The organism is Bradyrhizobium sp. Tv2a-2 (assembly GCF_000472425.1).
GTDB lineage: Bacteria > Pseudomonadota > Alphaproteobacteria > Rhizobiales > Xanthobacteraceae > Bradyrhizobium.
The window spans coordinates 136,376-159,718 of the sequence record NZ_AXAI01000016.1 but is presented as its reverse complement, the minus strand read 5'-3'; the positions used below and the strand labels follow the sequence as shown (position 1 = coordinate 159,718).

Here is a 23,343-nt window from a genome sequence, read left to right as displayed (position 1 = left end):
AGAAAGACTTCATCTGGGAGCGGTAAGGATATGCACTTCCGAACCGGACGTGCGCCCGAAAAATGCAGCTCGCCACCCAGCGCGAAATATCTGACCACGAGATATCCCCGTCCACACGGGCGGCTCCGGTCGATTCGCTGTTCGAGAGCCCAGGCGCGCTGCTGGCGGGCATCATCTTCATCTCCATCGCGGCCGCGATCACCGCGCTGAAGACCGGGCAGCAACTGACCTGGACATGCGTCGCGCTGCTCATTCTGGCCGGCGCCATCAGGTTGGTCGATCTGCGGCACTATTTGTCGCGCAAATCGACCTTGAGTGCCGTGGAAGGCGCCCGCTGGGAGAAGCGCTATCAGGTCTGGGCGATGGTCCAGGCCGCCGCGATCGGCTTCTGGTGCTCCGCGACCCTGCTCAGCACCGACGACGCCGTGGTCCACATGATCTGCCTGTCTGTCACCGCCGGGGTGGTGTCAGGAGGGGCCGGCCGCGCCTTTGGACGGCAGAGCATATTCCGGCTGCAGGCGCTCCTGAGCTTCGGTCCGGCCGTCGCCGCGCTCGCGTTCCGCGGCACGCCCTATTACATCGCGATGTCCCTCCTCAGCGCCGTCTATCTCGCGGTCCTGATCCAGCTTTCGGCCAATCTGCACCGCATCTTCATGCGCGCGGTCGTGGCGCGCGAGCGCGAGGCCGCGTTGGCGGGCCAGTTCGACACCGCGCTCAACAACATGCCGCACGGCCTTTGCATGTTCCGCGCCGACGGCCGGCTGGCCGTCATGAACCATCGCTTCAGCGAGATGATGGAGCTGTCGGACGACCTCGTCGGCCGCGGCACCACCTCGGCCGATGTCGTGCAGGCCTGCGTGGTCTCAGGATCGATCTCGGCGGCGAGCGGCAAGGTCATTCTCGCGGAGATCGAGAATTCGGAAGCCCGCGACATCGTCACCACCGATCCGGACACGGTCCGCGGCCGCTCGTTGTCATGGACGTTCCAGCCGATGGCCGATGGCGGCGCCGTCGTGCTGCTCGAGGACATCACCGAACGGCGCAATGCGGAAGCCCGCATCAGCCATCTGGCGCGCTTTGACGATCTCACCGGATTGCCCAACCGCGTCAATTTCCGTGACGAGATCGAGCGCCTCCTGAAGATGCCGCATGAGGCCGGCCGGCTCTCCGCGCTGTTGTTCATCGATCTCGACCAGTTCAAGCAGGTCAACGATACGCTTGGCCATCCCTGCGGCGACCAGCTGTTGTGCGCGGTCGCGGACCGCCTGCGCGCGATGCTGCGCCCCGAGGATTTCGTGGCCCGCTTCGGCGGCGACGAGTTCGTGGTGTTCCAGCAGGACATCAATGCGAGCGAGGAGGCCGCCGTGCTCGCGCGGCGCATCGTCGATCATTTGAGCGAGCGCTACAAGATCGACAATCATCTGGTCGAGATCGGTGCCAGCGTGGGCATCGCGCTGACCTCGTCCGGTGTCAGCGCCGACACCCTGCTCAAGAATGCCGACATGGCGCTCTATCGCGCCAAGGCCGATGGCCGCGGGACCTTCTGCTTCTTCCACCAGGAGATGGCGCAGATCGTCGAGTCGCGCCGCATCCTTGAGCTCGATCTGCGCAAGGCGCTCGCTAACGAGGAGTTCGAGCTGTTCTTCCAGCCGCTGGTCAATCTGAAGTCCGGCAGGATCACCACCTGCGAGGCGCTGTTGCGCTGGAACCATCCGGTGCGCGGCACCGTCTCGCCGGTCGACATCATTCCGGTCGCTGAGGACATGGGGCTGATCGTCGATCTCGGCCGCTGGATCCTGCGCAAGGCCTGCATGGAATGCATGAAATGGCCGGAAGGGGTCAGCGTCGCCGTCAACTTCTCGCCGCAGCAGTTCCATCAGCGCGATGTACTCAGCGAGATCCGCTATGCGTTGGAGGTCTCGGGTATGCCGGCGCAGCGGCTCGAGATCGAGATCACCGAATCCTCACTGCTGCGCAACACGCAGCTGACCCACGACGTATTGTCGCAGCTGCGCGCTATCGGCGTGCGCATCTCGCTGGACGATTTCGGCACCGGCTATTCCAGCCTGAGCTATCTGCACAACTTCCCACTGCAGAAAGTCAAGATCGACCGCTCGTTCCTGGAGGGCATCGACGCGGCCCGTCCGTTGACGCTGTTGCGCGGCGTGGCGCGGCTATCGGCCGACCTCGGAATGCAGGTCGTCGTCGAGGGCATCGAGACCAATGAGCAGCTTGAACTGATCAGCGCCGACGGCTCGGTGACGGAGGCGCAGGGCTATCTGTTCAGCCGGCCGGTGCCCGCGGTGCGGATCCGCCAGCTGCTCAACGCCTCCCATGGCCGGCGCACGCCGGACGATCAGGTCGTCGCGCTTCCCTCGCGATCGATCGCCTGACTTAATCCCGATAAGCTACACTTCATGGTTGCGTTCGATGCAACATCCGAATTTCTGCGGAGCCCAAGGTTAACCCTAACATTTAGAATGCTTTGCAATCTCGTTAAAGAACCGTTAACGTTTTTCTCTCGCGGAAGTTGTTTGGGTGTGTGGGGGAGTATCAGATGAAGTCCGGAGTCGAGCCGCGCACTCCGCTCAACGTGCGCGGGGCGGGGCTGTTCGATCGTATCGACTACCGCCGCATCGAGACGGCCGAGGACAGAGACGACCTCTATGCGATGCGTTACCGGGCCTATCTGCATGGTGGACTGATCTTGCCGTCGGAGTCCCGGCGCGTCAGCGACCGTTACGACGACGCGCCCAATGCCTGGATCTTCGGGATCTATGTCGACGGCGAACTCTGCAGCTCGCTGCGCCTTCACGTCCTGACGTCGGAATGGCGCACATCTTATGCCACCGAATTGTTCGGCGATGTTCTTCACCCGCGCCTCGACCAGGGCGAAGTCTTTGTCGACCCGGCGCGGTTCGTGGCTGATCCCGAAAAGCACCAACGGTTTCCCGAACTCCCCTATGTGACGTTGCGGCTTGCTTACCTGGCTTGCGATTATTTCAACGCCGACACTGGCCTTGCCGTCGTGCGGGCCGAGCACCAGGCGTTTTACCGGCGGGTCTTTCTCCACAAGACCATCGCCGAGCCGCGTGCGTTTCCGAACGTATTGAAAAAGGTGGCGCTGATGGCGTCTCCGTTTCGGGCGCAGCGGGAGCAAGTCATGACCCGGTTCCCAATCATGCGCTCAAGCAGCTTTGAGCGCCGGATGCTGTTCGCGCGCTCGGTCGAGCGGCGATTCGCGTCGGCTGTCGAGGTTCCGGCGCCGCATCTGGCTGAGGTCGCGCCCGGGCTCTGATGACAGGCGCGCGAATCACGCCTGGTCCCAGAGCGGCTGGATCAGGCAATACCGCGCGGTTGGCTGAAAACGCGGGAAAACTGCCCAAAATCCATGCGATAACGGGGACCCGGCCCCGCTTGCCTTCACCCTCACGCCACATTTACAACGCATTAACCATTGCGTTTGCTTTTCGCCGTCTGGGGGCATTTGATCAGGGTTGGCAACAGCCCATCAAGGTTGACGGAACGTTCGTTTAACCAACCCCCTGTAGACCGGATAGCAGTAGATATGCGTGAGCGTGGAGGCTCCCGAATGAAACATCCTATGCGTATCCTCCAGGGATTGAAGTTGGCCGCGGTGCTCGCGGTAGCCCTGTCCATGGGCGCCTGCGCCAACAAGAACCTTGGCGCTGACGCGATGGCGAGTGCCGCGGCTCCGGGCAGCCAGCAGGATTTCGTGGTCAACGTGGGCGATCGCGTGTTTTTCGAAAGCGACCAGACCGATCTGACCCCGCAGGCGATCGTGACCCTGGAAAAGCAGGCACAGTGGCTGCAGACCTATCCGCGTTACTCCTTCACCATCGAAGGCCATGCCGACGAGCGTGGAACGCGCGAATACAACATCGCGCTTGGCGCGCGGCGCGCCCAGTCGGTTCGCAACTTCCTTGCCTCACGCGGCATCGATGCGAGCCGGATGCGAACCATCTCCTACGGCAAGGAACGGCCGGTAGCGGTGTGTAACGATATCTCGTGCTGGTCGCAGAACCGCCGTGCGGTGACGGTGCTGAACGCCAGTTCCTGACGGTTTCGGCTGTCGACACGTTAGCAAGCCGGCGCCCATGGGCGCCGGTTTCGCGTTGCCGCGAGAGCGCCGAAGGCTATTTGAATCAGTCACATTTTTGGCGTAGTCCCTGCGCCAAGGTGCGGCCGTTCCCGGTCACGCGGATTACGTCATCAGGGCCAAATGTCATCCAGATTTCAGAAGTTGAGCCGCGTTGCGGCGCTCGCTGCGCTGACTGCGCTGTCATCCCAGGCGCTTGCCCAGTCGGATGATGAGGATCCCGAAATCAGGATCCAGCGGCTGGAGAATCAGCTCCGGCAATTGACCGGCCAGAACGAGGAGTTGCAATACCGCAACCGCCAGCTCGAAGAGCGGCTGCAGCAGTTGCAGGGCGGCGTCCCGCCGGCGGCGGGTCAGCCTGCGGCCCAACCCGGCATTGCCGCCGCTCCGCCGGCCCAGGGCGGCTACGGCCAGTCCCAGCCAGGCTATCAGGGCCAGCAAGGCTATCAGGGCCAGCCGCAAGCGCAGCGTGGCTATGGTCCGCAGGGTGGCTATGGCCAGCAGCCGCAGATCGCTGCACCCGCGCCGATCGTGCAGGAGCCGCCGCCGGCCGGTGCCGGCGTGTCGCGGCGCGGCGACGCCTTCGATCCAGGCCAGAATCCGAATGCGCCTGGCGCGCCACGGGCGCTGGGCGGCGGCCAGATGCCTGTTCCGGCCGATGGATATGCCGGTGCTCCCGCCGGCCGCGCCCCGGGCGAGCCGATGGACCTCTCCAACGCTGCAGGCGCGCCGCGCTATCAGCAGGGCAACATGCCGCCGCCTTCGGTCAACCCGGGCGGTGCCGGCGGGCTTGCGACCGCCCCACCGTCGAACTCGCCGCGCGACGAATATGATCTCGGCATCGGCTACATGCAGCGCAGGGACTATGCGCTCGCCGAGCAGACCATGCGCAGTTTCGTGCAGAAGTATCCGAACGACGCACTGATTGGCGATTCCCAGTACTGGCTCGGCGAAAGCCTCTTTCAGCGCCAGCAATATCGCGACGCAGCCGAAGCCTTCCTCACGGTGACCACCAAATATGATAAATCGTCCAAGGCGCCCGATGCGCTGCTGCGGCTCGGACAATCGCTTGGCGCGCTGAAGGAGAAGGAAGCCTCCTGTGCTGCCTTCGGTGAGGTGGGCCGCAAATATCCGCGCGCCTCGGCCTCCGTGAAGGCCGCCGTCGACCGCGAGCAGAAAAAGGAAAAGTGCTGAGGCCTCGCCCGCAGGTCTTGCCGGGCGTCCCTGTCGCTTGCGACAGCGTCTTGAACTGTGCCGCCATGCGTTCAAAAATGGAGCCGCTGCGGAAGACGCGACAACGCCAGGGCCGGTGACGGCATGTCAGAGGACGACGATTCCCCGATCTCGGCTCAGGATGCCAGGCACTTGTTTGCCGACTGGCGGGAGGCGCCGGCGCTGGTGCTCGCGGTCTCCGGAGGACCCGATTCCATCGCCCTGATGTGGTTGATGGCGCGCTGGCGCCGCGCGCTGTCACGTGGTCCGAAGCTGGTTGCGATCACGGTCGATCATGGCTTGCGGCCGGAAGCGGCCCGCGAAGCGCGCGAGGTCAAGCGGCTGGCGCAGGAGCTGGAACTGCCGCACCAGACGCTGCATTGGCGCGGCGAGAAGCCAAGGACCGGCTTACCAGCGGCGGCGCGCGAGGCGCGTTATCGCCTGCTGGCGCAGGCCGCAAAAAGCGCGGGTGCAAGCTACATCCTCACCGCGCATACCCGAGACGACCAGGCCGAAACGCTTTTGATGCGACTGTTGCGCGGCAGCGGCATCGCAGGACTCGGAGCGATGAAGCGCGTGAGCACGCGCGCGGGAGTAATCCTGGCTCGGCCGCTGCTTGACGTTCCGAAGGCGCGGCTGATCGCTACCTTGGATCGAGCGAAGATCGGTTACGCAGACGATCCGACCAACCGCGACACCGCGTTCACGCGGCCGCGGCTGCGTGCGCTGTTGCCGGTGCTCGCCGCCGAAGGCGGGGACGTCCATGCGCTGGCGCGGCTTGCGACGCGGCTTTCCAGGGCCAATGCTGCGGTGGAGGTCTTGACCGACGGCGCCGAGCGGTATCTCGCCTTGAAAGGACAGGGCGCGCTGCATGCCGATCGCAACGCCATGGTGTTCGACGCTGAAGCCTTTGCAGCTCTCCCCGAAGAGATCAGGCTGCGCCTGTTGATGCGCGCCGTTAACCGCTTCGGCCACGAGGGGCCGGCCGAGCTCGGCAAGCTCGAGAGCCTGCTTGCGAAGTTGGACCGTAACTTTACGGAGCGCTCCAAGAAAACCGGGGCCGGCTCTCTCGGAGTCCGTCTCAAGCAGACCCTCGCCGGTGCGTTGGTAAGCCTCAAGCCGGGACAGATTCGCATTGAGCCGGCGCCGGCGCGGCGCAGGTCCGCCCGCTAGCGCTCCGGAGTGCTGAAGGGGCCCGATTTTTCCAAATATTGCGGCCGGCCGACCTTAACCACCTGCCGAAACGCCGGTCAAAACGCCATTTTTTGAACGGGAATTGCGCTAGGATGCGCTAAATAGTCCTGCGTGGTTCCCTTGGCATCCCCGCCAGCGGTACCTAAATTGTGATACGGTCGACCGGGGGATTCCCTCGTGGCTTCCCAGGGATAGGTCCAAAGGACATCAAGGCCGCGATCCGCGCGACCACGAAGGAACGTCAATGAACGCCAATCTGCGCAATTTCGCCCTCTGGGTCATCATTGTCCTATTGCTATTGGCGCTGTTCACGCTGTTTCAGAATCCGGGTCAACGCACCTCCTCGCAGGACATCTCGTTCTCGCAGCTTCTCACCGAGGTCGACCAGGGCCATGTGCGCGACGTCGTGATCCAGGGACCAGAGATTCACGGCACCTTTACCAATGGGTCCTCGTTCCAGACCTACGCGCCGAACGACCCGACGCTGGTGAAGCGTCTCTATGACGGCAAGGTGCAGATCACGGCCAAGCCGCCCGGCGACAACGTGCCGTGGTTCGTCTCGCTGCTCGTCTCCTGGCTGCCGTTCATCGCCCTGATCGGCGTGTGGATATTCCTGTCGCGCCAGATGCAGGGCGGCGCCGGCAAGGCGATGGGCTTTGGCAAGTCGCGCGCCAAGATGCTGACCGAGGCGCATGGCCGCGTCACCTTCGAGGACGTCGCCGGCGTCGACGAGGCCAAGCAGGACCTGCAGGAGATTGTCGAGTTCCTGCGCGACCCCGGCAAATTCCAGCGGCTCGGCGGACGCATTCCGCGCGGCGTGCTGCTGGTGGGCCCGCCCGGCACCGGCAAGACGCTGATCGCGCGCGCAGTCGCGGGCGAAGCCAACGTGCCGTTCTTCACCATTTCGGGCTCCGACTTCGTCGAGATGTTCGTCGGCGTTGGTGCTTCCCGCGTGCGCGACATGTTCGAGCAGGCCAAGAAGAATGCGCCCTGCATCATCTTCATCGACGAAATCGACGCCGTCGGCCGTCATCGCGGCGCCGGACTTGGCGGCGGCAATGACGAGCGCGAGCAGACGCTGAACCAGTTGCTGGTCGAGATGGATGGTTTCGAGGCGAATGAGGGCGTCATCCTGATCGCCGCCACCAACCGGCCCGACGTGCTCGATCCGGCGCTGCTGCGTCCCGGCCGCTTCGACCGCCAGGTCGTGGTGCCGAATCCGGATGTCGGCGGACGCGAGCAGATCCTCAAGGTCCATGTTCGCAAGGTGCCGCTGGCGCCCGACGTCAATCTGAAGATCATCGCGCGCGGCACGCCGGGATTTTCCGGCGCCGACCTGATGAACCTCGTCAACGAGGCCGCGCTGACCGCGGCACGCCGGAACAAGCGTATGGTGACCCAGTCCGAGTTCGAGGAGGCCAAGGACAAGGTCTTGATGGGCGCCGAGCGCAAGTCGCTGGTCATGAGCGAGGAAGAGAAGATGCTGACCGCCTATCACGAGGCGGGCCATGCCATCGTCGGCCTCAACGTGCCTGCCGGCATTCCCGTGCACAAGGCCACCATCATTCCACGCGGCCGCGCCATGGGCATGGTGAAATTCCTGCCCGAGGGCGATCGCTACTCGATGAAATACAAGGAGTTCACCTCGCAGCTTGCGGTCGCAATGGGCGGGCGCGTGGCGGAGGAGATCACCTTTGGCAAGGACAGCATCACGTCGGGCGCATCAGGCGACATCCAGCAGGCAACCAAGATGGCGAAAGCCATGGTGACCCAGTTCGGCTATTCGGATGAGCTTGGCACCGTCGCCTATGGCGATAACCAGGAAGAAGTGTTCCTGGGCATGTCGATGGGCCGCCAGCAGAACGTTTCGGAAAGCACCGCGCAGAAGATCGACGCCGAGGTGCGGCGGCTGGTCGACGAGGGTTACCAGACGGCGCGTCAAATCCTGACTGAGAAGAAGCGGGATTTCGAAACGCTGGCACAGGCGCTGCTCGAATACGAGACGCTGACCGGCGAGGAGATCACCGACGTCATCAACGGCAAGAAGCCGAACCGCGAGTCGGTGTTGGAGCCGATCGGCCCGCGAACCTCCGCCGTGCCGCCGGCCGGCAGGCCGCGGCCGCGGCCCGATCCAGACCCCGGCCTGGAGCCGCAGCCGCAGGCCTGAGCCGCACTTCGATATCGCGGGTTAACTCCGCCAGCCATTCCAGCAAAAGCTCGGCATCAAGCCGGGCTTTTGCATTTTTGTCAGCGGGGCTTCGACATCCTGGTGCGCCGCCTGATGGTGCGAGCCTTGCGGCGCGGCTCACGGAGCCGCTCACATGGTGCATCGATTTGCAACCGGGGCCGCGCTTGGCCTGGTTGACGTCAAGGTCTGCGCCATCGACGCGACGTGGTCGCGCTTGAAATTCGTGATCCCGAAGGACCAGCAGAGGTGAGGGGGCTAAGTAATTTCGCCGACGACGGACTCACACGCCTGCTCCGATTGCGCTGCGAACAAATCGCATGCTGCGTGCGATGTTCCGGGTCCCGAACTAATGGATGGTTCAAGGCTGGCAGTCTGGGAGAAGGACGATGAAATCCGTCCAAACTGCCGGATGCAACATTGGTTAAAACTGGCCCCATTCGCGGGACAGTTCCGAAATGCCGCAATTTCGGCGCATCCGGGCCAATTGGGGCGCAGCGCCGGGCCCTGTCACCGATTCAGCCGGCGATGCTATGCTCCGCCGCGAATCAGGGGAGTTCGTGCATGGTTGCTGACAGCGACAGCAAAATCGCCTGGCACCGGGTCCAGCTCAAGAGAAACCGTGAGGCAGTCAAGTCTCTGGAGACGACGCGGTTCACGACTGGCGACATAGGGCCGAAGGCGGCGGCAGCGCCGCAGGGCAACATCGCCGAGCTAAAGCGCAAGATCGCCGAGTCCGAGCGATGCATCTCCGAGTATGAGAAGCGGACCCGACGTCCTCTCACTACCGACTTCAAGACGCTGGCGAGCGTCAGCTGGAGCAATTGGGACGCCTCGCCCGCGCAAACCCGCAAGGACGCACCGCGTTAGGCTTCAGCCGCGACGCGCCGCCGCGCGTGTGTCAGCGCGACGGTACGTGTGCGAGGAAATGCAGCAGATCGTTGGTGAACTGCTCGGGATCCTGCAGAAACGAGAAATGGCTGACCTCGGGCTGGATCAGAAGCCCGGCCCCCTTGATGTGCGCGGCCATGAACTCGGTGTTGTCGCGCTTGATCGCCTCGTCATGATCGCCGTCGACGATCCAGGTCGGGACGTCGATCTTGGCGAGATCGGCCTCGGTCCAGTACGGCTGGCTCTCCCACATCTTGGTGATCCCGTCGACGAATGTCTTGTACTCGTTCGGCGTCGGTGACAGCCGCTTGTATTCCTCGCCGGCCCTCGCAATGAAGGCGTTGAACACGTCGCTCTTGGCGATGTCGGCGACGCCGGACGGATCGGAATTGGCGGCAAAGGCGAACAGCTTCGAGACGCGATCCGGGTGATGCATGGCGATGTCGAGCCCGATGATGGCGCCATCGCTCCAGCCGACGATCGCGGCTTTTTTGATTCCGAGATGATCCATCAAGGCCAGCACGTCCGAGGCCATGAGGTCGTAACCGAACGGCTGTGCATCGCGGCTTGAGCGCCCGTGGCCGCGGCTGTCCATCACGATGACTTGATAGCGTCCCTCAAGCGCACGGACCTGGTGAGCCCAGTAATTTGCATTGGCAAGGCCGCCATGCAGCAGCAGCACCGACTCGCCGTCACCGAAGCTCGCGTACCAGACCTTGATGCCGTTGAGGGGGACGAGGCCGCTTCTCACCGGCTTCGGCAGTGACGGCGTGGGTGGCAGATTCAGCCATTGCGGCGTCGCCAGCGCAGGTGCACCGCAAGCCAATATTGCCAACGCGAGAAGAAGTCTTCGAAGCACAACCATTCAGTCCTCCTGTCGAAGGACCTCTGCTATAAGAACGTACCGTTGAATGCGGAATCGCTAAATTCGCATATGAGCTTCGATCCGCGCTTCCGCGTCCGCATCGACGTCGGCACTGTCGACGATCTCGCCGCGCTTGAAGACCATGTAGCGGCTGGCGATGCCGAGCGCGAAGGGAAGGTGCTGTTCGATCACGACCATCGACGTGCCGAAATCCTTCCGAAACCGCGTCAGCACCTCCGACAGCCGATCCACCAATGACGGTTGTAACCCTTCTGTAACCTCGTCCAGCAACAGAACCTCGGGCCGCGCCATCAGCGCGCGCGCGACGATGAGCATTTTCTGCTCTCCGCCCGACAATGTCCCGGCGCGCTGCCGCAGACGGCGTGCCAGCACCGGAAACCACCGTCCGACCTCATCCAGCGCGGCGTCGAGATCCCGGTCCGACAAGACACCAAGCCGCAGATTGTCGCGAACGGTGAGATCCTGGAACAGCGCATGCTCCTGCGGCACGTAGACCAGGCCAAGCCGGCGCCTCTGATGTGGCGGCATGCGCGTGACGTCGGACCCTGCGAAGGTTACATGGCCGCGCCAGGCGGGAAGAAAGCCGAGCACCGCCTTCAACAGCGACGTCTTGCCCATGCCATTCTTGCCGACCAGCGCAAGTACCTCCGATTTTGCCAGCGCAAAGCTGACGTCGCTGATTGCCTCTGACGTGCCGTAGCCGCTGGTGAGCCCTTCGACCCTGAGCGCGTCCGTCATGATGCACTCCGCAAGCTGCTGGATTGCTGGCCGGTATAAATCTCGCGCACCAGCTCGCTGTCGACGACCTCGTCCACTGAGCCGTCCAACGCGATCCTGCCTTGGTGCAGCACGATGATTCGCGAAGATATGTCGCGGACGAAGTCGAGATCGTGCTCGACAAGCAGGATGCAGAGGCGATCGCCCGAGGCCAGCGACGTCAGGATGTCTGCAAAGGCCTGGCGTTCGGCACGCGTGAGACCCGCAGTCGGCTCGTCCAGCAGCAGCACCTCCGGTTCGAGCGCGAGCACCATCGCAAGCTCCAGCGCCTGCTTCAGGCCATGGCTGAGATTGCGCGCCTCCTCGCCGCGCCGGTCCGCAAGGCCGGAACGTTCGACCACCGAGATTGCAGCAGCCGGCAGCTCGAGCACCGGAGATGTCGAGGCCAGCGCGGGCCGGGCGCGATGAGTGCGTGCGACCCGCAGGCACTCGGCCACCGTGAGCGTTTCGAACACGGAGGCCGCCTGGAATTTGCGCCCAAGGCCGAACCTGACGATTCGGGACGGCGGCAGATGATCGATCGGATGGCCGGCGATGGCCACAAAGCCGCTTGAGCGCTCGCGTCCGTCCGACAGGCAACGAATAAGCGTGGTCTTGCCGGCGCCGTTCGGTCCAACCAGGCTCAACAGCTCGCCGCGATTGGCCTTGAATTGCACGCCGTCAAGCACCGACAGGCTGCCAAAGTGTTTCCCGAGCTCCCGCGCCTCGATCGCGACCCCGCTTTCCGCTTTCGTGCCGGTCGCGGTCGCCATCGGGCGTAGCTGCACCGTCGCGCCGTTCTCGAGCGGCCGTCCGCCGTAAGCGATCCTCTTGAACACGCCGAGCAGGCCGTCGGGAAAGGCGAGAATGACCGTGATCAGCGCGATGCCGATGATCAGCTCCCAGACATAGGGCAGGCTGCCGGACAGATAGGCGCTTGCCACCTCGATCGAGAGCGCGCCGACAATGGCGCCGATGACGGTACCGCGACCGCCGAGCGCAACCATGATGATCAGGCGTGTGCCGAAGGTGAAGCTCGCATTCTCGGGCGCGGCAACCCCACCAAAGGCGGCGTAGCCGAAGCCGGCCAGCGACGCGACGATGGCGGTGAGCACCAGGACGACGATGCGATAGCGCGAGGTATTGATGCCGAGATAGGTACAGCGTTCGTCATTGTCGCGCAGCGCCTTGAGCAGGCGGCCGGTGTCGCTGCGCATCATGATCAGTGCCACCACCGCGGTTGCGACCAGCGCAAGGCCTGCCAGGCGAAACCAGTTGTCGAACTCGAGGTCGAAGGTCTCGAAACCGACCAGGCCGCTCGACGAGCCGGTAAACGTCCCGCCGGAGTAGAGGATCTGCACCAGCACGATCGGCACGACCAGCGACACGATCGACGCATAAAGCGGTGTCGAGCCCGGATAGAACGAGAGCCAGCCCGTCAAGCCCGCGACGGCAGCCGCTGCGATGATGGCCGCTGCGATGGCGAGCACGGCCTGCCATGGGCCAAAACCATATTCGGTGAAGGTGATCGCGAGCGCGTAGACGCCGATGCCGAAGAAAGCGGACTGTCCGAAAGTCAGCGTTCCGCAATAACCCCACATGATGTCGACCGTGATCGCGGCAATCGCGACGAAAAAGGCGCGGACCAGAATGTTGAGCATGTAGGTGTCGAGCATCAGCGGAGCCAGCATGACGGCGCCGACCACCAGCGCGACCAGCGCCATCGCGCGCAAAGTCGCGGACGCTCCGATCGCTGTCGGAACTGCCGGACTCAATTGATTGGCCTCAGGCACGGGCAAATCCTTCGGGGCGGATGCGCAGCACGATCGCCGCGCAGATGGCGATGGTCAGTCCGCCAAGGATGGGATTGACGAAGGTTGACACGATCACCTGCAGCCCGCCGAGGACGATGCATGAAACCGCCAGCGTCGGCAGCGATCCGCCCGAGACCATGACAAGCATGAAGGCGCTGATGAGCCAGGGCAGCCCCATGTTCGGATCGACGCTGGAGAGCGGCGTGATCAAGGCGCCGGCCAGCGCGGCAAGTCCACTGCCGAGCGCAAATGTGACGAGCCGGACGCGGGAGCTGTCGACGCCCAGCCCTTGCGCGAGCATCTCGTTCATGATGACTGCGCGCGTGGAGAGGCCGAGGCGCGTGCCGCTGAGCAGTCCCGTGAACGCCACGGCGACGATCACGGCCGCCGCAATCATTGCGATGCGGTAGGCCGAATAGTCGAGCCCGAAGAGATCGATCGTGCCGGTGATCGGCGCCTGCACGAACTGGACCTCGCGGCCGAAGATCAGCGTGACGAGCTGTCCGATGACGGTGCCTAATCCCCAGGTCGCGAGAATGGCATCCAGCGGGCGCTGGTAAAGCCGGCGCACGATGGTCGCTTCCGTCAGCGCGCCGCAGGCCGCGCCGGTGGCAAACGCAAGCGGCAAAACCAACGCCCATGGCAGACCGAGCCTCGTTCCGACCAGGGCGGCGTAGGCGCCCACGGTCACGAAGGCGGCGTGGGCGAAGTTGATGATCTTCATCACCCCGAACACGATCAGAAGACCGGATGAGATGATGAAGAGCAGGGCCGCCGTGGTGACGGCATCGAGAGCGATTGTCAGCATGCGCGTTCCGGCGAAGCGCGCGAAACCGTTGTCTGCCGTTTCGCGCGCCTCATCAGCTTACGACTTCGGCGGGCACTGCGCACCCGGATCGACATTGGGGAAGCTCTGGATCACTTTCACGCTGCCGTCCGCCTGCACCTGGCCGAGATACATGGTGAGCGGGGCGTGCCGCTGCTTGTCCATCCTGATGCTTCCACGTGGTCCGTCGACCGACACGTCCGCCAATGCCGCCAGCACCTTCTGGGGATCCGTGCCGCCGGCCTTCTCGACCGCGGCCTTATAGGCATAGACGGCCTCATATTCCGGTACCGACAGATCGTTCGGCGTCTTGAGGTCGGCGCCGAATTTCTTGCTCATCGCTGCCAGGAACGTCTTGTTGGCCGTGCTGTCGATGCCGGTCACATAGGACGCCGAAATATAGATGCCGGCGGCATCAGTACCCATGCTCTTGGCGGTGCCTTCGTCGACGGCGAGATTGCCATAGGGCAGCGATACGCCGGCGGCCCGCAGTTGCTTGGTGAGCGTCACGTTGGGCGCGCCACCTGCTGTAGAGGTGATGATCGCGTCGGCGCCGGATGCCTTCAGCTTGGAGATGATTGGCGTCCAGTCCGATCCGTCCATCGGGAGGTATTCTTCGCCGACGACTTTGCCGCCGGTCTTTTCGATGTAGGACTTGGTGAAGGCGAGCATGCCTCGGCCGAAGGCGTAATCCGAGCCGATCAGGAAATAGCTCTTGGCCTTCTTTTCCTTGTTGAAGTAATCGACGATCGGCGGCACCTGTTGCTCCGGCACCCATGCATTCACATAGAGATAGGGGCTGCACGACTTGCCCTCGTAGAACGAGGTGTAGATAAACGGCGTCTTGCCGCGCGCCACGATCGGCAGGCCCGCATTGCGTGCCGCGCTCGTTTCCATCGAGATCAGCACATTCACTTTTTTCTGGAACACCAGCGCATCGAACGCCTTCTGTGCGCCGGCTGCGCCCGACCCGTCATCGGCGACGTCGAGCGCGAGCGGCCGGCCGAGCACGCCGCCCTTGGCGTTGATCTCCTCGACGGCAAGCTCGGCGGATTGAACGACCGATGGTGCCACGACCGAGTTTGCACCGGAGAGACCGACCGGCACACCGATCCTGATCGGATCGGCCGCCAACGCCGAACCCGTCGCCGCTATCAATGCCAGAGAGGTGAGAAAAGCTCGCGAAATCATCAGATATCCTCCATTCTGACTACCAATGCTCAAAGTCCGTCAGTACCAGCCGCGCTTGACGCGGCTGCCCAGCATCTCGTCATAAAGATCGGAGCGCCGGTCGCGCAGGACCTGGTTGAATGCGTTCCAGTTGCGGGCGCGGCGCGCCTCGCCGAGCGCGACTTCCGCAATCAGGATCTCCTCCTTGTCACGGCTCGCGGGACCGGCGACCGGCCAACCGGTGAAGCTGACGATCAGGCTCTGGCCCTCGAACGGCTGGCCGCGTTCGGTCCCCACGCGATCGGCGCAGGCGATGTAAATCGAGTTGGAATGGGCTGCGGCCATCGCCAGGATGTTGGCCATGGCCTCGCGTCCTTCGGCCTGTCCCGGGATCGGTACCCAATTCGTCGGCACGCAAACGATGTCCGCGCCCTGGAGCGCGGCAAGACGATAGCTTTCCGGAAACCAGCCATCATAGCAGATCGCCATGCCGATGCGGCCGATCGCGGTGTGAAACACCGGAAAGCCGAGGTCGCCCGGCTCGAAATAGAGGTTCTCCTCGTTCCAGAGGTGAACCTTGCGAAACGTCCCGATGTATCCGGTGGGGCCGATCAGAACGGCACTGTTGAACAGCCTGTCACCATCGCGCTCGCAGATGCCGGCCACGAGGTGCAGCTTGTGCTTGGCCGCGATCTCGCACCACGCCTTGACCGTTCGCCCGCCGGGAATGGGCTCCGCCACGGCGAAGGCTTCCTCGCGCGACTTGAAGACATAGCCGGAATTGGAAAGCTCCGGCAGCACGACAAGCTTTGCGCCGAGCTGGGCGGCGCGATTGATCAGTGCAAGGCCGTGCGCAACATTGGCTTCGACCTTTCCGATCACCGGCTCCATCTGGATGCAGGCAATCTTGATCTTGGTGTCCGGTGTCTTCGGGTCAAGCGAATCCATCGCACGCCACTCCTTTGCGCTGCGCAAAACAAAAAGCCCCCGAATGCGCCGAGAGACGCAGTCCGAGGGCTACATAGCCGGATTTGAAATGGCCGCCCGGCCATTGACGCCAGCAACAAACTGCGCGTGCGGCCGAGATAGTTCTCAAGTTGAGGCGCTAAGTCAACAGCGAAGGCTGCAAAAAATAACGGCCGCTATTGCTCAACCGGTGAGCCGGCGCGCGTCTTCACCTCTGCGCCGAGAACACCAAGCCCGCCAAGCGTTTCCTGTGCATCGATGATCGAGACGGCGATCTCCGCCATGGTCAGGCGCCGCGCGGTTGCCTGTTGGCGTATCAGCTCGTAGGCCTCGAACTCGCCAATCTTCTTCAGTCCGACGAGGATCTTGACGGCCTTGTCGACGTCGCGGCGTGCTTTCAGCGTCTCCTCGAGCTTCTGCACCTTGCCTTCCAGCCGCCGCGTATAGCCGCGCAGCGAGCGCGCCAGCACCAGCGATGACAGGATGCCGAAGGAGCGGATCGGCTTGTTGACGACGCCGTGGGCGTTGCTATCGAGCAGCCGTTTCAGGATCGTGGGGTTCTCATAATCGACAATGGCAACCAGTGTCAGCGGATGATCATTGGCGTTCGCGGCGAACAGCGTGTCCTCCGAAGTTTCGACCAGCTGAAAGACGGTGTCGATGTCGTGCGGGATCGTTGCCGGCGGTGGCCAGACGCCCCGCACGTTGCAGCCGATGCGCTTGAGCTGGTCGATCAGCGCCTCCCCCTCGCTGTCGCGCGGATGGATGACGAGCACGCGCGCTCCTCTGAGGTCCTCGATGAGACGGCGGACGCCTGGCTTCATGCGGTGGCCGCCTCTTCAGTCAACCATCGGCCGCCGATCGGAGACACCGACAGATAGGGGTCCGCCCTGATGGGGCCTTTGCCCTCCCAGACAATGTCGAACGCTCCGTCTGCGCGCGCACGCCCGATGCGGGGTGTCAGCGAGACATGATTGTTGTCGGCATCGATCTGGATCGGGCCTTCCGGAGCGTCCAGGCTCAGCCCCTGCGCGGCATCGACCAGCCGCTGCGTATCGAGGCTGCCGGCCTGGGTCAGCGCCCTTGCGAACAGCTTGACTTGCGCATAGGCGGTCGCGCTCCACATGCTGACCGGCCTGTCGAGGCCATAGGCCTTGGCGAACACCGCCTTGAAGCGGGCGCTGCTCTCGCTCTCGATCGAGCCGAAATAGCTCGCCGCGGTGAGATGCCCGGCACAATATTGCGGCCCGATCTCGCGCAACTCGCCTTCCGCCATCGTCAGGCTCGCGATCGGCAGCCGAGCAGGATCGAAGCCCCTGCTGGCATAGAGCCGGTAGAAGCGTTGCGCCGTGCGGCCGACGATGGTGGAGAACACGACGTCGGGCGACCGGGCTCGGATCGCCTCGATCGCACGGACCAGTTCGGCGTCGCCGGCCTCCATGGAGACATATTGCTCGCCGGCCACCTGTCCCGCATAGGATTCGACGAGGTCGCGCATGATGCGGTTGGATTCGCGCGGGTAGATGTAGTCCGAGCCGATCAGGTAGACGCGCGGACCGTATTTGCGAACGATGTATTCGGCGAGGGGAAAGCTGTTCTGATTGGGGCAGGCGCCGGTGTAGATCACGTTCGGGGAATACTCAAAGCCCTCATAGAGCGAGGGGTACCACAACAGCCCGTTGCGCCGTTCGATGGCCGGAAGCACGGCCTTACGTTCGGCCGAGGTCGAGCAGCCGAAGATGACCGATGCGCCATCTTCGGTCAGCAGCCGGTCGGCCATTTTGCGATAGGTCTCCGGAGCGGAGCCCGGATCGTAGGCGATGACTTCGATCTCGCGCCCGAGAATGCCGCCGGCACGATTGATCTCCTCGATCGCCAAGGCCGTGCCGAAGAAATGCTCGGACTCGGTCACGGCCATCAATCCGCTGCGTGAAAACAGCACGCCGACGCGCCAGACCTCCCGGTCGGATTGTTTTGCGTGCGGCACCGTCGTCGTCATCGAAGTCACTCCAATGCTGCCGTGCAGTACGTGCATCGCCATGAACCGGCGAGTATCGCGGCTCGCCGATGCATTGGCAACTCCTTCGGCTTGTCGGGCGCTCGCAGGGCGCGGCAGCGCCGTGCTGCGGCGGTATTCCGCGATCGGATGCGGCCATGCGGTTTGCGACAGATGCCGCGCCAGTCCATAGCTGACATAGTTACTCACCGAACAACAAAAATTCCCGGCAAATTCTTGGGAGGAATCATGGCTGAGATCGTCGCGCACGCGACCGCTGGATCTGTTGCGCAAGCGGGAGCGGTCTCGCCCCGAAAAGTGTTCTGGGCCACCTGGCTCGGCTGGATGCTCGATGGCTTCGACTCCTCCATCTATGGCTACATCCTCGTCGCCGCCTTGAGCGACTTGCTGCCGGCGAGCGGCATCGAGGCCAGCCGCGCCAATATCGGGATTTATGGCGGCCTGTTGTTTTCGATCTTCATGCTGGGCTGGGCCGGCTCCATGCTGTGGGGCGTTGCGGCCGATCGCTATGGGCGTGTCCGCATAATGTGCTGGACCGTCCTGATCTATTCGATCTTCACCGCGCTGTGCGGCCTGTCCACCGGCATCGTCATGTTCGGCCTCTTCCGCTTTCTCGCCGGCTTCGGCATCGGTGGCGAATGGGCCGCGGGGACGCCGCTGCTGCACGAATCCGTCCCCGAGCATACCCGCGTGCGGCTGGCCGGCTGGCTGCACACGGCAACTCCGACCGGATTGTTCCTGGCAGCCTTGGTGACCCTGGTCGGCGGCAGCTATTTCGGCTGGCGCGGCATGTTCTTCCTCGGCATCCTTCCCGCGCTTTTGACCATCTACTTGCGCACCAGCATTCCGGAACCGGCGCGGCAGCGATCGGTCGAGGCTGTCAGGCCAAAATTCTCTGACCTGTTCGCCGGGGATCAGGCGAAGACGACATGGGCGGCAGCGCTGATGATGGCCTGCATCATCTTCGGTCTGTGGTCCTCGAATTTTTGGGCGCCGACCGTGATCATCACCAAGCTCACGGCGGCCGGCGCCACGCCCGCGCATGCGCAGCAGATGGGCGCGGTCGCCGGGCTGATCACCAATGTCGGCACTCTGATCGGATGTCTTTTGATGCCGTGGATCACCGGCGCGCTGCGCAGCCGCCGCCGGACGGCGCTGCTGTTCTTCCTGGGCTCGCTCGTCTCAGTCGTGGTGAGCTACGAGGTCGCCATTTCGCGTCTCGACAATCTGACGCTGTTCATGGCGCTGCTGCCGGTGCTTGGCTTCTTTACCAACGGTGTATTCGGCCTGTTCACGATCTGGCTGCCTGAAATGTTTCCCTCGGCGCTGCGGGGCGCGGGTTCCGGCTTTGCGTTCAGCCTGGGACGTGTGCTGGGTGCCGCCGGGCCGACCTTGATCGGCGCGCTGGCCGCGGCGACCGGCAGCTATCCGCTCGCGATCTCGCTGCTCTCGCTGATCTATATCGTCGGACTGCCGTTCATCGCGATGGCGCCGGAAACCGCCAATCGGCCGCTAGCGAGATAGTACTGCCAGGATAGTACTGCCAGGCGCGTCAACGTCGCGCCGGGGCAGTTCAAAGAAATTGTTGCTAAGGCAACTAATTCGTGAGATGCTTTCCGAATAAGGCGGAAGAGCGAGCCAATCGCCGCGCCTGTTCGGGGAGGGAGTATGCGCAGCATTACGGCCGGCGGCGATCGTTGCATCGCGCGGATCACGGGAACTCTGAAATCGCTGCGCGAGGTGGGCGCGATGGCGTCAGCCGCCGTCGCCGGTGACAGCGCCGAGATTGTTGTGCAGGCGCCGCAAGAGATCGATCAACACCTCCTGCTCGTCGTGGCTGAGGCAAGAGAGCAGCCGCCGCTCGCGGTCAAACGCCGCGACAATCACCTGGTCATGCGTCGCGCATCCCTTGGTGGTCAGCGAGATCATATGGGTGCGGCCGTCATCCGGGTCGGTGCGAACGGAGATCAGGCCGCGCTTCTGCATCATGGCGAGCGTGCGGCTGACCGGCCCCTTGTCGAACCCGATCACCTGGCAGATGCGCGAGGCGGGAATGCCGGGCTCGATCGCGAGCAGCGACATGATCCGCCATTCCGTGACGTTGACGCCGAACTTGCGCTGGTAGAGCGCGGTCGCGCTGTTCGAGAGCTTGTTGGCGATGAAGGTGATGAACGCCGGAACGTACCGCTCCAGGTCGAGCGTCGGACCATCATGCGCACTCTCCGCGGGTGGCTTCCGGCGTGGCTTGCTGGCAGGCGGGATGATGGACATGGCTCGGGTTGCGTTGTTCAGTGTCACAGCGAGACATAAGGACATGAGACCGCGCTTCACAAGGCCAAAATTCGGGAGGTCAGAATGAGTGCAGGCATTTCCTCTGCGCCGATGCAAGTATCCGGCAGCAAGCCGCCGTCCGTCCCGCACGTCGACATCGATCCTTTCGCGATCGATTTCTTTGACGATCTCTATCCTGCGCAGGAAGCGTTGCGGGAGGCCGGCAGCGTCGTCTATCTCGACAAATGGAACGTCTACGGCGTCGCCCGCTATGCGCAAGTTCATGCCGTGCTCAACGATCCCCAGACTTTCTGCTCCAGCCGTGGCGTAGGCTTGAGCGACTTCAAGAAGGAGAAGCCGTGGCGGCCGCCGAGCCTGATCCTGGAGGCCGATCCGCCCGCGCATACGCGTACCCGCGCGGTGCTGAGCAAGGTGTTGTCACCGGCGGTGATGAAGCAGATCCGCGATCGCTTTGCGGCTGCCGCCGAAGCCAAGGTCGACGAGCTGCTGCGGCGCCGGCATATCGATGCCATCGCGGACCTGGCGGAAGCCTATCCGCTCTCGGTATTTCCGGACGCGATGGGATTGCAGCAAGAGGGGCGCGAGCATCTGCTTGCTTATGCAGGCGTCGTCTTCAATGCGTTCGGCCCGCCGAACGAGCTGCGCCAGACCGCGATCGAGCGCTCGGCACCGCATCAGGCCTATGTCGCGGAGCAGTGCCAGCGGAAGAATCTCACGCCCGGCGGCTTCGGTGCCTGCATCCATGCGTTCTCCGACAGCGGCGAGATCAGGCCGGATGAAGCGCCGCTCCTTGTGCGCTCGCTGCTGTCAGCGGGACTGGATACGACCGTGAATGGGCTCGGCGCCGCCGTCTATTGCCTGGCGCGTTTTCCCGATGAGATGGCGCGGCTGCGGGCGAATCCGTCGCTGGCGCGCAATGCGTTCGAGGAGGCCGTGCGTTTTGAAAGCCCGGTGCAGACCTTCTTCCGTACCACCACGCGCGAGGTCGAGATCGGCGGTCACATGATCGGTGAGGGCGAGAAGGTGCTGATGTTTTTGGGCGCGGCGAATCGCGATCCGCGGCGCTGGGACGAGCCCGACCGCTACGATATCACCCGCAAGACATCGGGCCATGTCGGCTTCGGCTCCGGCATCCACATGTGCGTCGGCCAATTGGTGGCGCGGCTCGAAGGCGAGGTCGTACTCGCGGCGCTGGCGCGCAGGGGCGTGGCGATCGAGATCGATGGGCCTGTGAAGCGCCGCTACAACAACACGCTGCGCGGGCTCGAAAGCCTGCCCATCACCATCAAGCCCGCTTGAGAACGACATCCATGACATCGATCATCTTCATCCATCCTGACGGACGCAACGTGTGCATCGAGGCGAACGGCGCGGAAAGCGCCATGCTGGCGGCAACAAGTCACGGCATCGACGGCATTCTCGCGGAGTGCGGGGGGAATGCCATGTGCGCGACATGTCATGTCTATGTCGACGAGGCCTGGCTTGACCGCTTGTCCCCAATGGGCAGCGAGGAGGACGCGCTGCTCGACGGTGCCGCCGCCGAGCGGCTGCCCAACAGCCGCCTGTCTTGCCAGATCCAGCTCACGCCCGAGCTTGACGGCCTCGTGCTGCGGCTGCCGGACCGACAGGTTTGAGCAGCGCCGTCGTTGAATAAAAGGCGCTGCCAGCGGCCGTCGGGCCCTACGCGACAACAGTAATGGCATCGGAGGCTGTGGCGTGGCATGCTTCCATGACAAGACGAATGCTGGGCGTCTCGCGCTTCGCAGCCGTCACAATAATGCGAAGAGCAATTGGGGAGGGGGAGAGATGGTTGCAGCCATTAGAGCCATTTTCGCGTGCGCAATCGCACTTGCAGCATCGCCGGCCGCAATTGGCGCCGACATGCGCGGCGTCACGGCGACCGAAATCAAGATTGGCCAGACGATGCCCTATAGTGGCCCGGTCTCGGCTTTCGGTGCTCTGGGCAAGGGCGAGGTCGGCTATTTCAAGATGCTGAACGAGCGCGGCGGCATCAATGGCCGCAAGGTCAACCTGATATCGCTCGATGATTCCTATGCACCGCCGAAGACGGTGGAGCAGACCCGACGTCTGGTGGAGAGCGACGAGGTCGCGCTGATCTTTTCCTCGATCGGCACGGCGCATAATACTGCGATCGCCAAATATCTGCAGAGCAAGAACATCCCGCAATTGTTCCTCGCCTCCGGCGCGTCGAAATTCGCCGACATCGCACAATATCCGCAGGCCACCATGGGGGTTCAGGCGCCATTTCGCTACGAGGCACGGCTCTATGCACGCTATGCGCTGGCGAAGAATCCGAATGCGAAATTCGCGGTCATCTCGCAGAACGACGATTTCGGCCGCGACTATCTTCTGGGACTGAAGGACGTGCTCGGCGAAAAATATGACTCGGTCGTGACAGGCGCGACTTACGAGATTTCCGACCCGACCATCGATTCCCAGATCGTGAAGCTGAAGGCGTCGGGCTCCGACGTCTTCATCATCGCCGCGACGCCGAAATTCGCGGCGCAAGCGATCCGCAAGGCTTATGAGATCGGCTGGCGCCCGATGACGTTCCTGGCCAATGTCGCGGTCTGGGTTTCCACGGTGATGCAGCCAGCGGGGCTCGAGGCTTCGACCGGCGTGTTCTCGACCGCCTATGTCAAGGATCCCGACGATCCCGCATGGGCGAACGACGCCGGCGTGAAGGGCTGGCGCGACTTCATGATCAAATATGTTCCGGAGGCCGACCTGCACGACACCAATTATGTCAACGCTTATAACAGCGCGATGGCAGTAGAGGCGGTGCTCAAAGCCTGCGGCGACGATCTCTCCACCGAGAATATCCTGAAGCAGGCGTTTTCAATTCACGATCTGGAATTGCCGATGCTGTTGCCCGGCATCAAGGTCAACACCAGTCCGACCGATCACGTTCCGGTCGACCAGATGCAGTTCATGCGCTTCAACGGCAAAAGTTGGGAGCGCTTTGGCGAGTTGCAGACGGGGAACTAAGCCGA

20 protein-coding genes are annotated in these 23,343 nt (G+C 63.4%); 11 read left to right on the top strand and 9 right to left on the bottom strand.

The window, feature by feature from the left end:
- The first annotated feature begins 62 nt into the window (after positions 1–62).
- From A3AI_RS0129625 to A3AI_RS0129590, 7 genes are all read left to right on the top strand, one after another.
- On the top strand, positions 63–2,393 hold the full coding sequence (locus tag A3AI_RS0129625; protein ID WP_024519052.1) for a putative bifunctional diguanylate cyclase/phosphodiesterase: 2,331 nt from the start codon (positions 63–65) through the stop codon (positions 2,391–2,393).
- A gap of 164 nt (positions 2,394–2,557) precedes the next feature.
- Entirely contained in the window at positions 2,558–3,298 is a 741-nt protein-coding gene (locus A3AI_RS0129620; RefSeq protein WP_024519051.1) for an N-acyl amino acid synthase FeeM domain-containing protein, read from the top strand.
- Between the two features lie 294 nt (positions 3,299–3,592).
- Complete coding sequence (gene pal / locus A3AI_RS0129615) at positions 3,593–4,081, top strand: peptidoglycan-associated lipoprotein Pal (RefSeq protein WP_024519050.1); 489 nt, start codon at positions 3,593–3,595, stop codon at positions 4,079–4,081.
- 162 nt (positions 4,082–4,243) lie between these two features.
- Entirely contained in the window at positions 4,244–5,314 is a 1,071-nt protein-coding gene (gene ybgF, locus A3AI_RS0129610; RefSeq protein WP_024519049.1) for a tol-pal system protein YbgF, read from the top strand.
- A gap of 123 nt (positions 5,315–5,437) precedes the next feature.
- The gene (gene tilS, locus A3AI_RS0129605) at positions 5,438–6,505 is read left to right on the top strand and encodes a tRNA lysidine(34) synthetase TilS (RefSeq protein ID WP_024519048.1); all 1,068 of its coding nucleotides are present in this window, start codon (positions 5,438–5,440) and stop codon (positions 6,503–6,505) included.
- 265 nt (positions 6,506–6,770) lie between these two features.
- A complete protein-coding gene (ftsH, locus tag A3AI_RS0129600) occupies positions 6,771–8,693 on the top strand; it encodes an ATP-dependent zinc metalloprotease FtsH (protein ID WP_024519047.1) in 1,923 nt (640 codons plus the stop codon).
- Between the two features lie 582 nt (positions 8,694–9,275).
- Positions 9,276–9,581, top strand: coding sequence for a hypothetical protein (locus A3AI_RS0129590; protein ID WP_024519046.1), 306 nt, complete (start codon positions 9,276–9,278; stop codon positions 9,579–9,581).
- A 31-nt stretch (positions 9,582–9,612) separates the two neighbouring features.
- On the opposite strand, the gene A3AI_RS0129585 is transcribed toward A3AI_RS0129590, so the two are convergent.
- The 8 genes from A3AI_RS0129585 to A3AI_RS0129550 form a co-directional block, all read right to left on the bottom strand.
- Positions 9,613–10,467, bottom strand: coding sequence for an alpha/beta fold hydrolase (locus A3AI_RS0129585; RefSeq protein ID WP_036049972.1), 855 nt, complete (start codon positions 10,465–10,467; stop codon positions 9,613–9,615).
- Positions 10,468–10,524: 57 nt separating this feature from the next.
- Positions 10,525–11,226 carry an ABC transporter ATP-binding protein gene (locus A3AI_RS0129580; protein ID WP_024519044.1) on the bottom strand — a complete coding sequence of 234 codons (702 nt, stop codon included), beginning with the start codon at positions 11,224–11,226 and terminating at the stop codon, positions 10,525–10,527.
- Entirely contained in the window at positions 11,223–12,968 is a 1,746-nt protein-coding gene (locus A3AI_RS0129575; RefSeq protein ID WP_036049970.1) for a branched-chain amino acid ABC transporter ATP-binding protein/permease, read from the bottom strand. Before A3AI_RS0129575 ends, A3AI_RS0129580 begins: the two co-directional genes overlap by 4 nt.
- A gap of 61 nt (positions 12,969–13,029) precedes the next feature.
- Entirely contained in the window at positions 13,030–13,866 is an 837-nt protein-coding gene (locus tag A3AI_RS0129570) for a branched-chain amino acid ABC transporter permease (protein ID WP_036049968.1), read from the bottom strand.
- Between the two features lie 57 nt (positions 13,867–13,923).
- Entirely contained in the window at positions 13,924–15,075 is a 1,152-nt protein-coding gene (locus A3AI_RS0129565) for a substrate-binding protein (protein ID WP_024519041.1), read from the bottom strand.
- Positions 15,076–15,114: 39 nt separating this feature from the next.
- The gene (locus A3AI_RS0129560; RefSeq protein WP_024519040.1) at positions 15,115–15,945 is read right to left on the bottom strand and encodes a nitrilase family protein; all 831 of its coding nucleotides are present in this window, start codon (positions 15,943–15,945) and stop codon (positions 15,115–15,117) included.
- A gap of 251 nt (positions 15,946–16,196) precedes the next feature.
- Positions 16,197–16,844 carry an ANTAR domain-containing response regulator gene (locus tag A3AI_RS0129555; RefSeq protein ID WP_024519039.1) on the bottom strand — a complete coding sequence of 216 codons (648 nt, stop codon included), beginning with the start codon at positions 16,842–16,844 and terminating at the stop codon, positions 16,197–16,199.
- Complete coding sequence (locus tag A3AI_RS0129550) at positions 16,841–18,019, bottom strand: transporter substrate-binding domain-containing protein (RefSeq protein ID WP_024519038.1); 1,179 nt, start codon at positions 18,017–18,019, stop codon at positions 16,841–16,843. The genes A3AI_RS0129555 and A3AI_RS0129550 overlap by 4 nt, the downstream gene beginning before the upstream one ends.
- 246 nt (positions 18,020–18,265) lie before the next feature.
- Here A3AI_RS0129550 and A3AI_RS0129545 point away from each other — a divergent pair, with 246 nt between their 5' ends.
- Positions 18,266–19,561 (top strand): MFS transporter, encoded by a 1,296-nt coding sequence (locus A3AI_RS0129545; RefSeq protein ID WP_024519037.1) that lies wholly within the window; start codon positions 18,266–18,268, stop codon positions 19,559–19,561.
- A gap of 231 nt (positions 19,562–19,792) precedes the next feature.
- Here the strand turns inward: A3AI_RS0129545 and A3AI_RS0129540 are convergent, their stop codons facing one another.
- On the bottom strand, positions 19,793–20,308 hold the full coding sequence (locus tag A3AI_RS0129540) for a MarR family winged helix-turn-helix transcriptional regulator (protein ID WP_036049966.1): 516 nt from the start codon (positions 20,306–20,308) through the stop codon (positions 19,793–19,795).
- A gap of 111 nt (positions 20,309–20,419) precedes the next feature.
- Between A3AI_RS0129540 and A3AI_RS0129535 the strand changes: the two genes are divergently transcribed.
- From A3AI_RS0129535 to A3AI_RS0129525, 3 genes are all read left to right on the top strand, one after another.
- A complete protein-coding gene (locus tag A3AI_RS0129535) occupies positions 20,420–21,628 on the top strand; it encodes a cytochrome P450 (protein ID WP_036050001.1) in 1,209 nt (402 codons plus the stop codon).
- 11 nt (positions 21,629–21,639) lie between these two features.
- Entirely contained in the window at positions 21,640–21,963 is a 324-nt protein-coding gene (locus A3AI_RS0129530) for a 2Fe-2S iron-sulfur cluster-binding protein (protein WP_024519034.1), read from the top strand.
- Positions 21,964–22,135: 172 nt separating this feature from the next.
- Positions 22,136–23,338 (top strand): ABC transporter substrate-binding protein, encoded by a 1,203-nt coding sequence (locus tag A3AI_RS0129525; RefSeq protein ID WP_024519033.1) that lies wholly within the window; start codon positions 22,136–22,138, stop codon positions 23,336–23,338.
- The last annotated feature ends 5 nt before the right edge of the window (positions 23,339–23,343 follow it).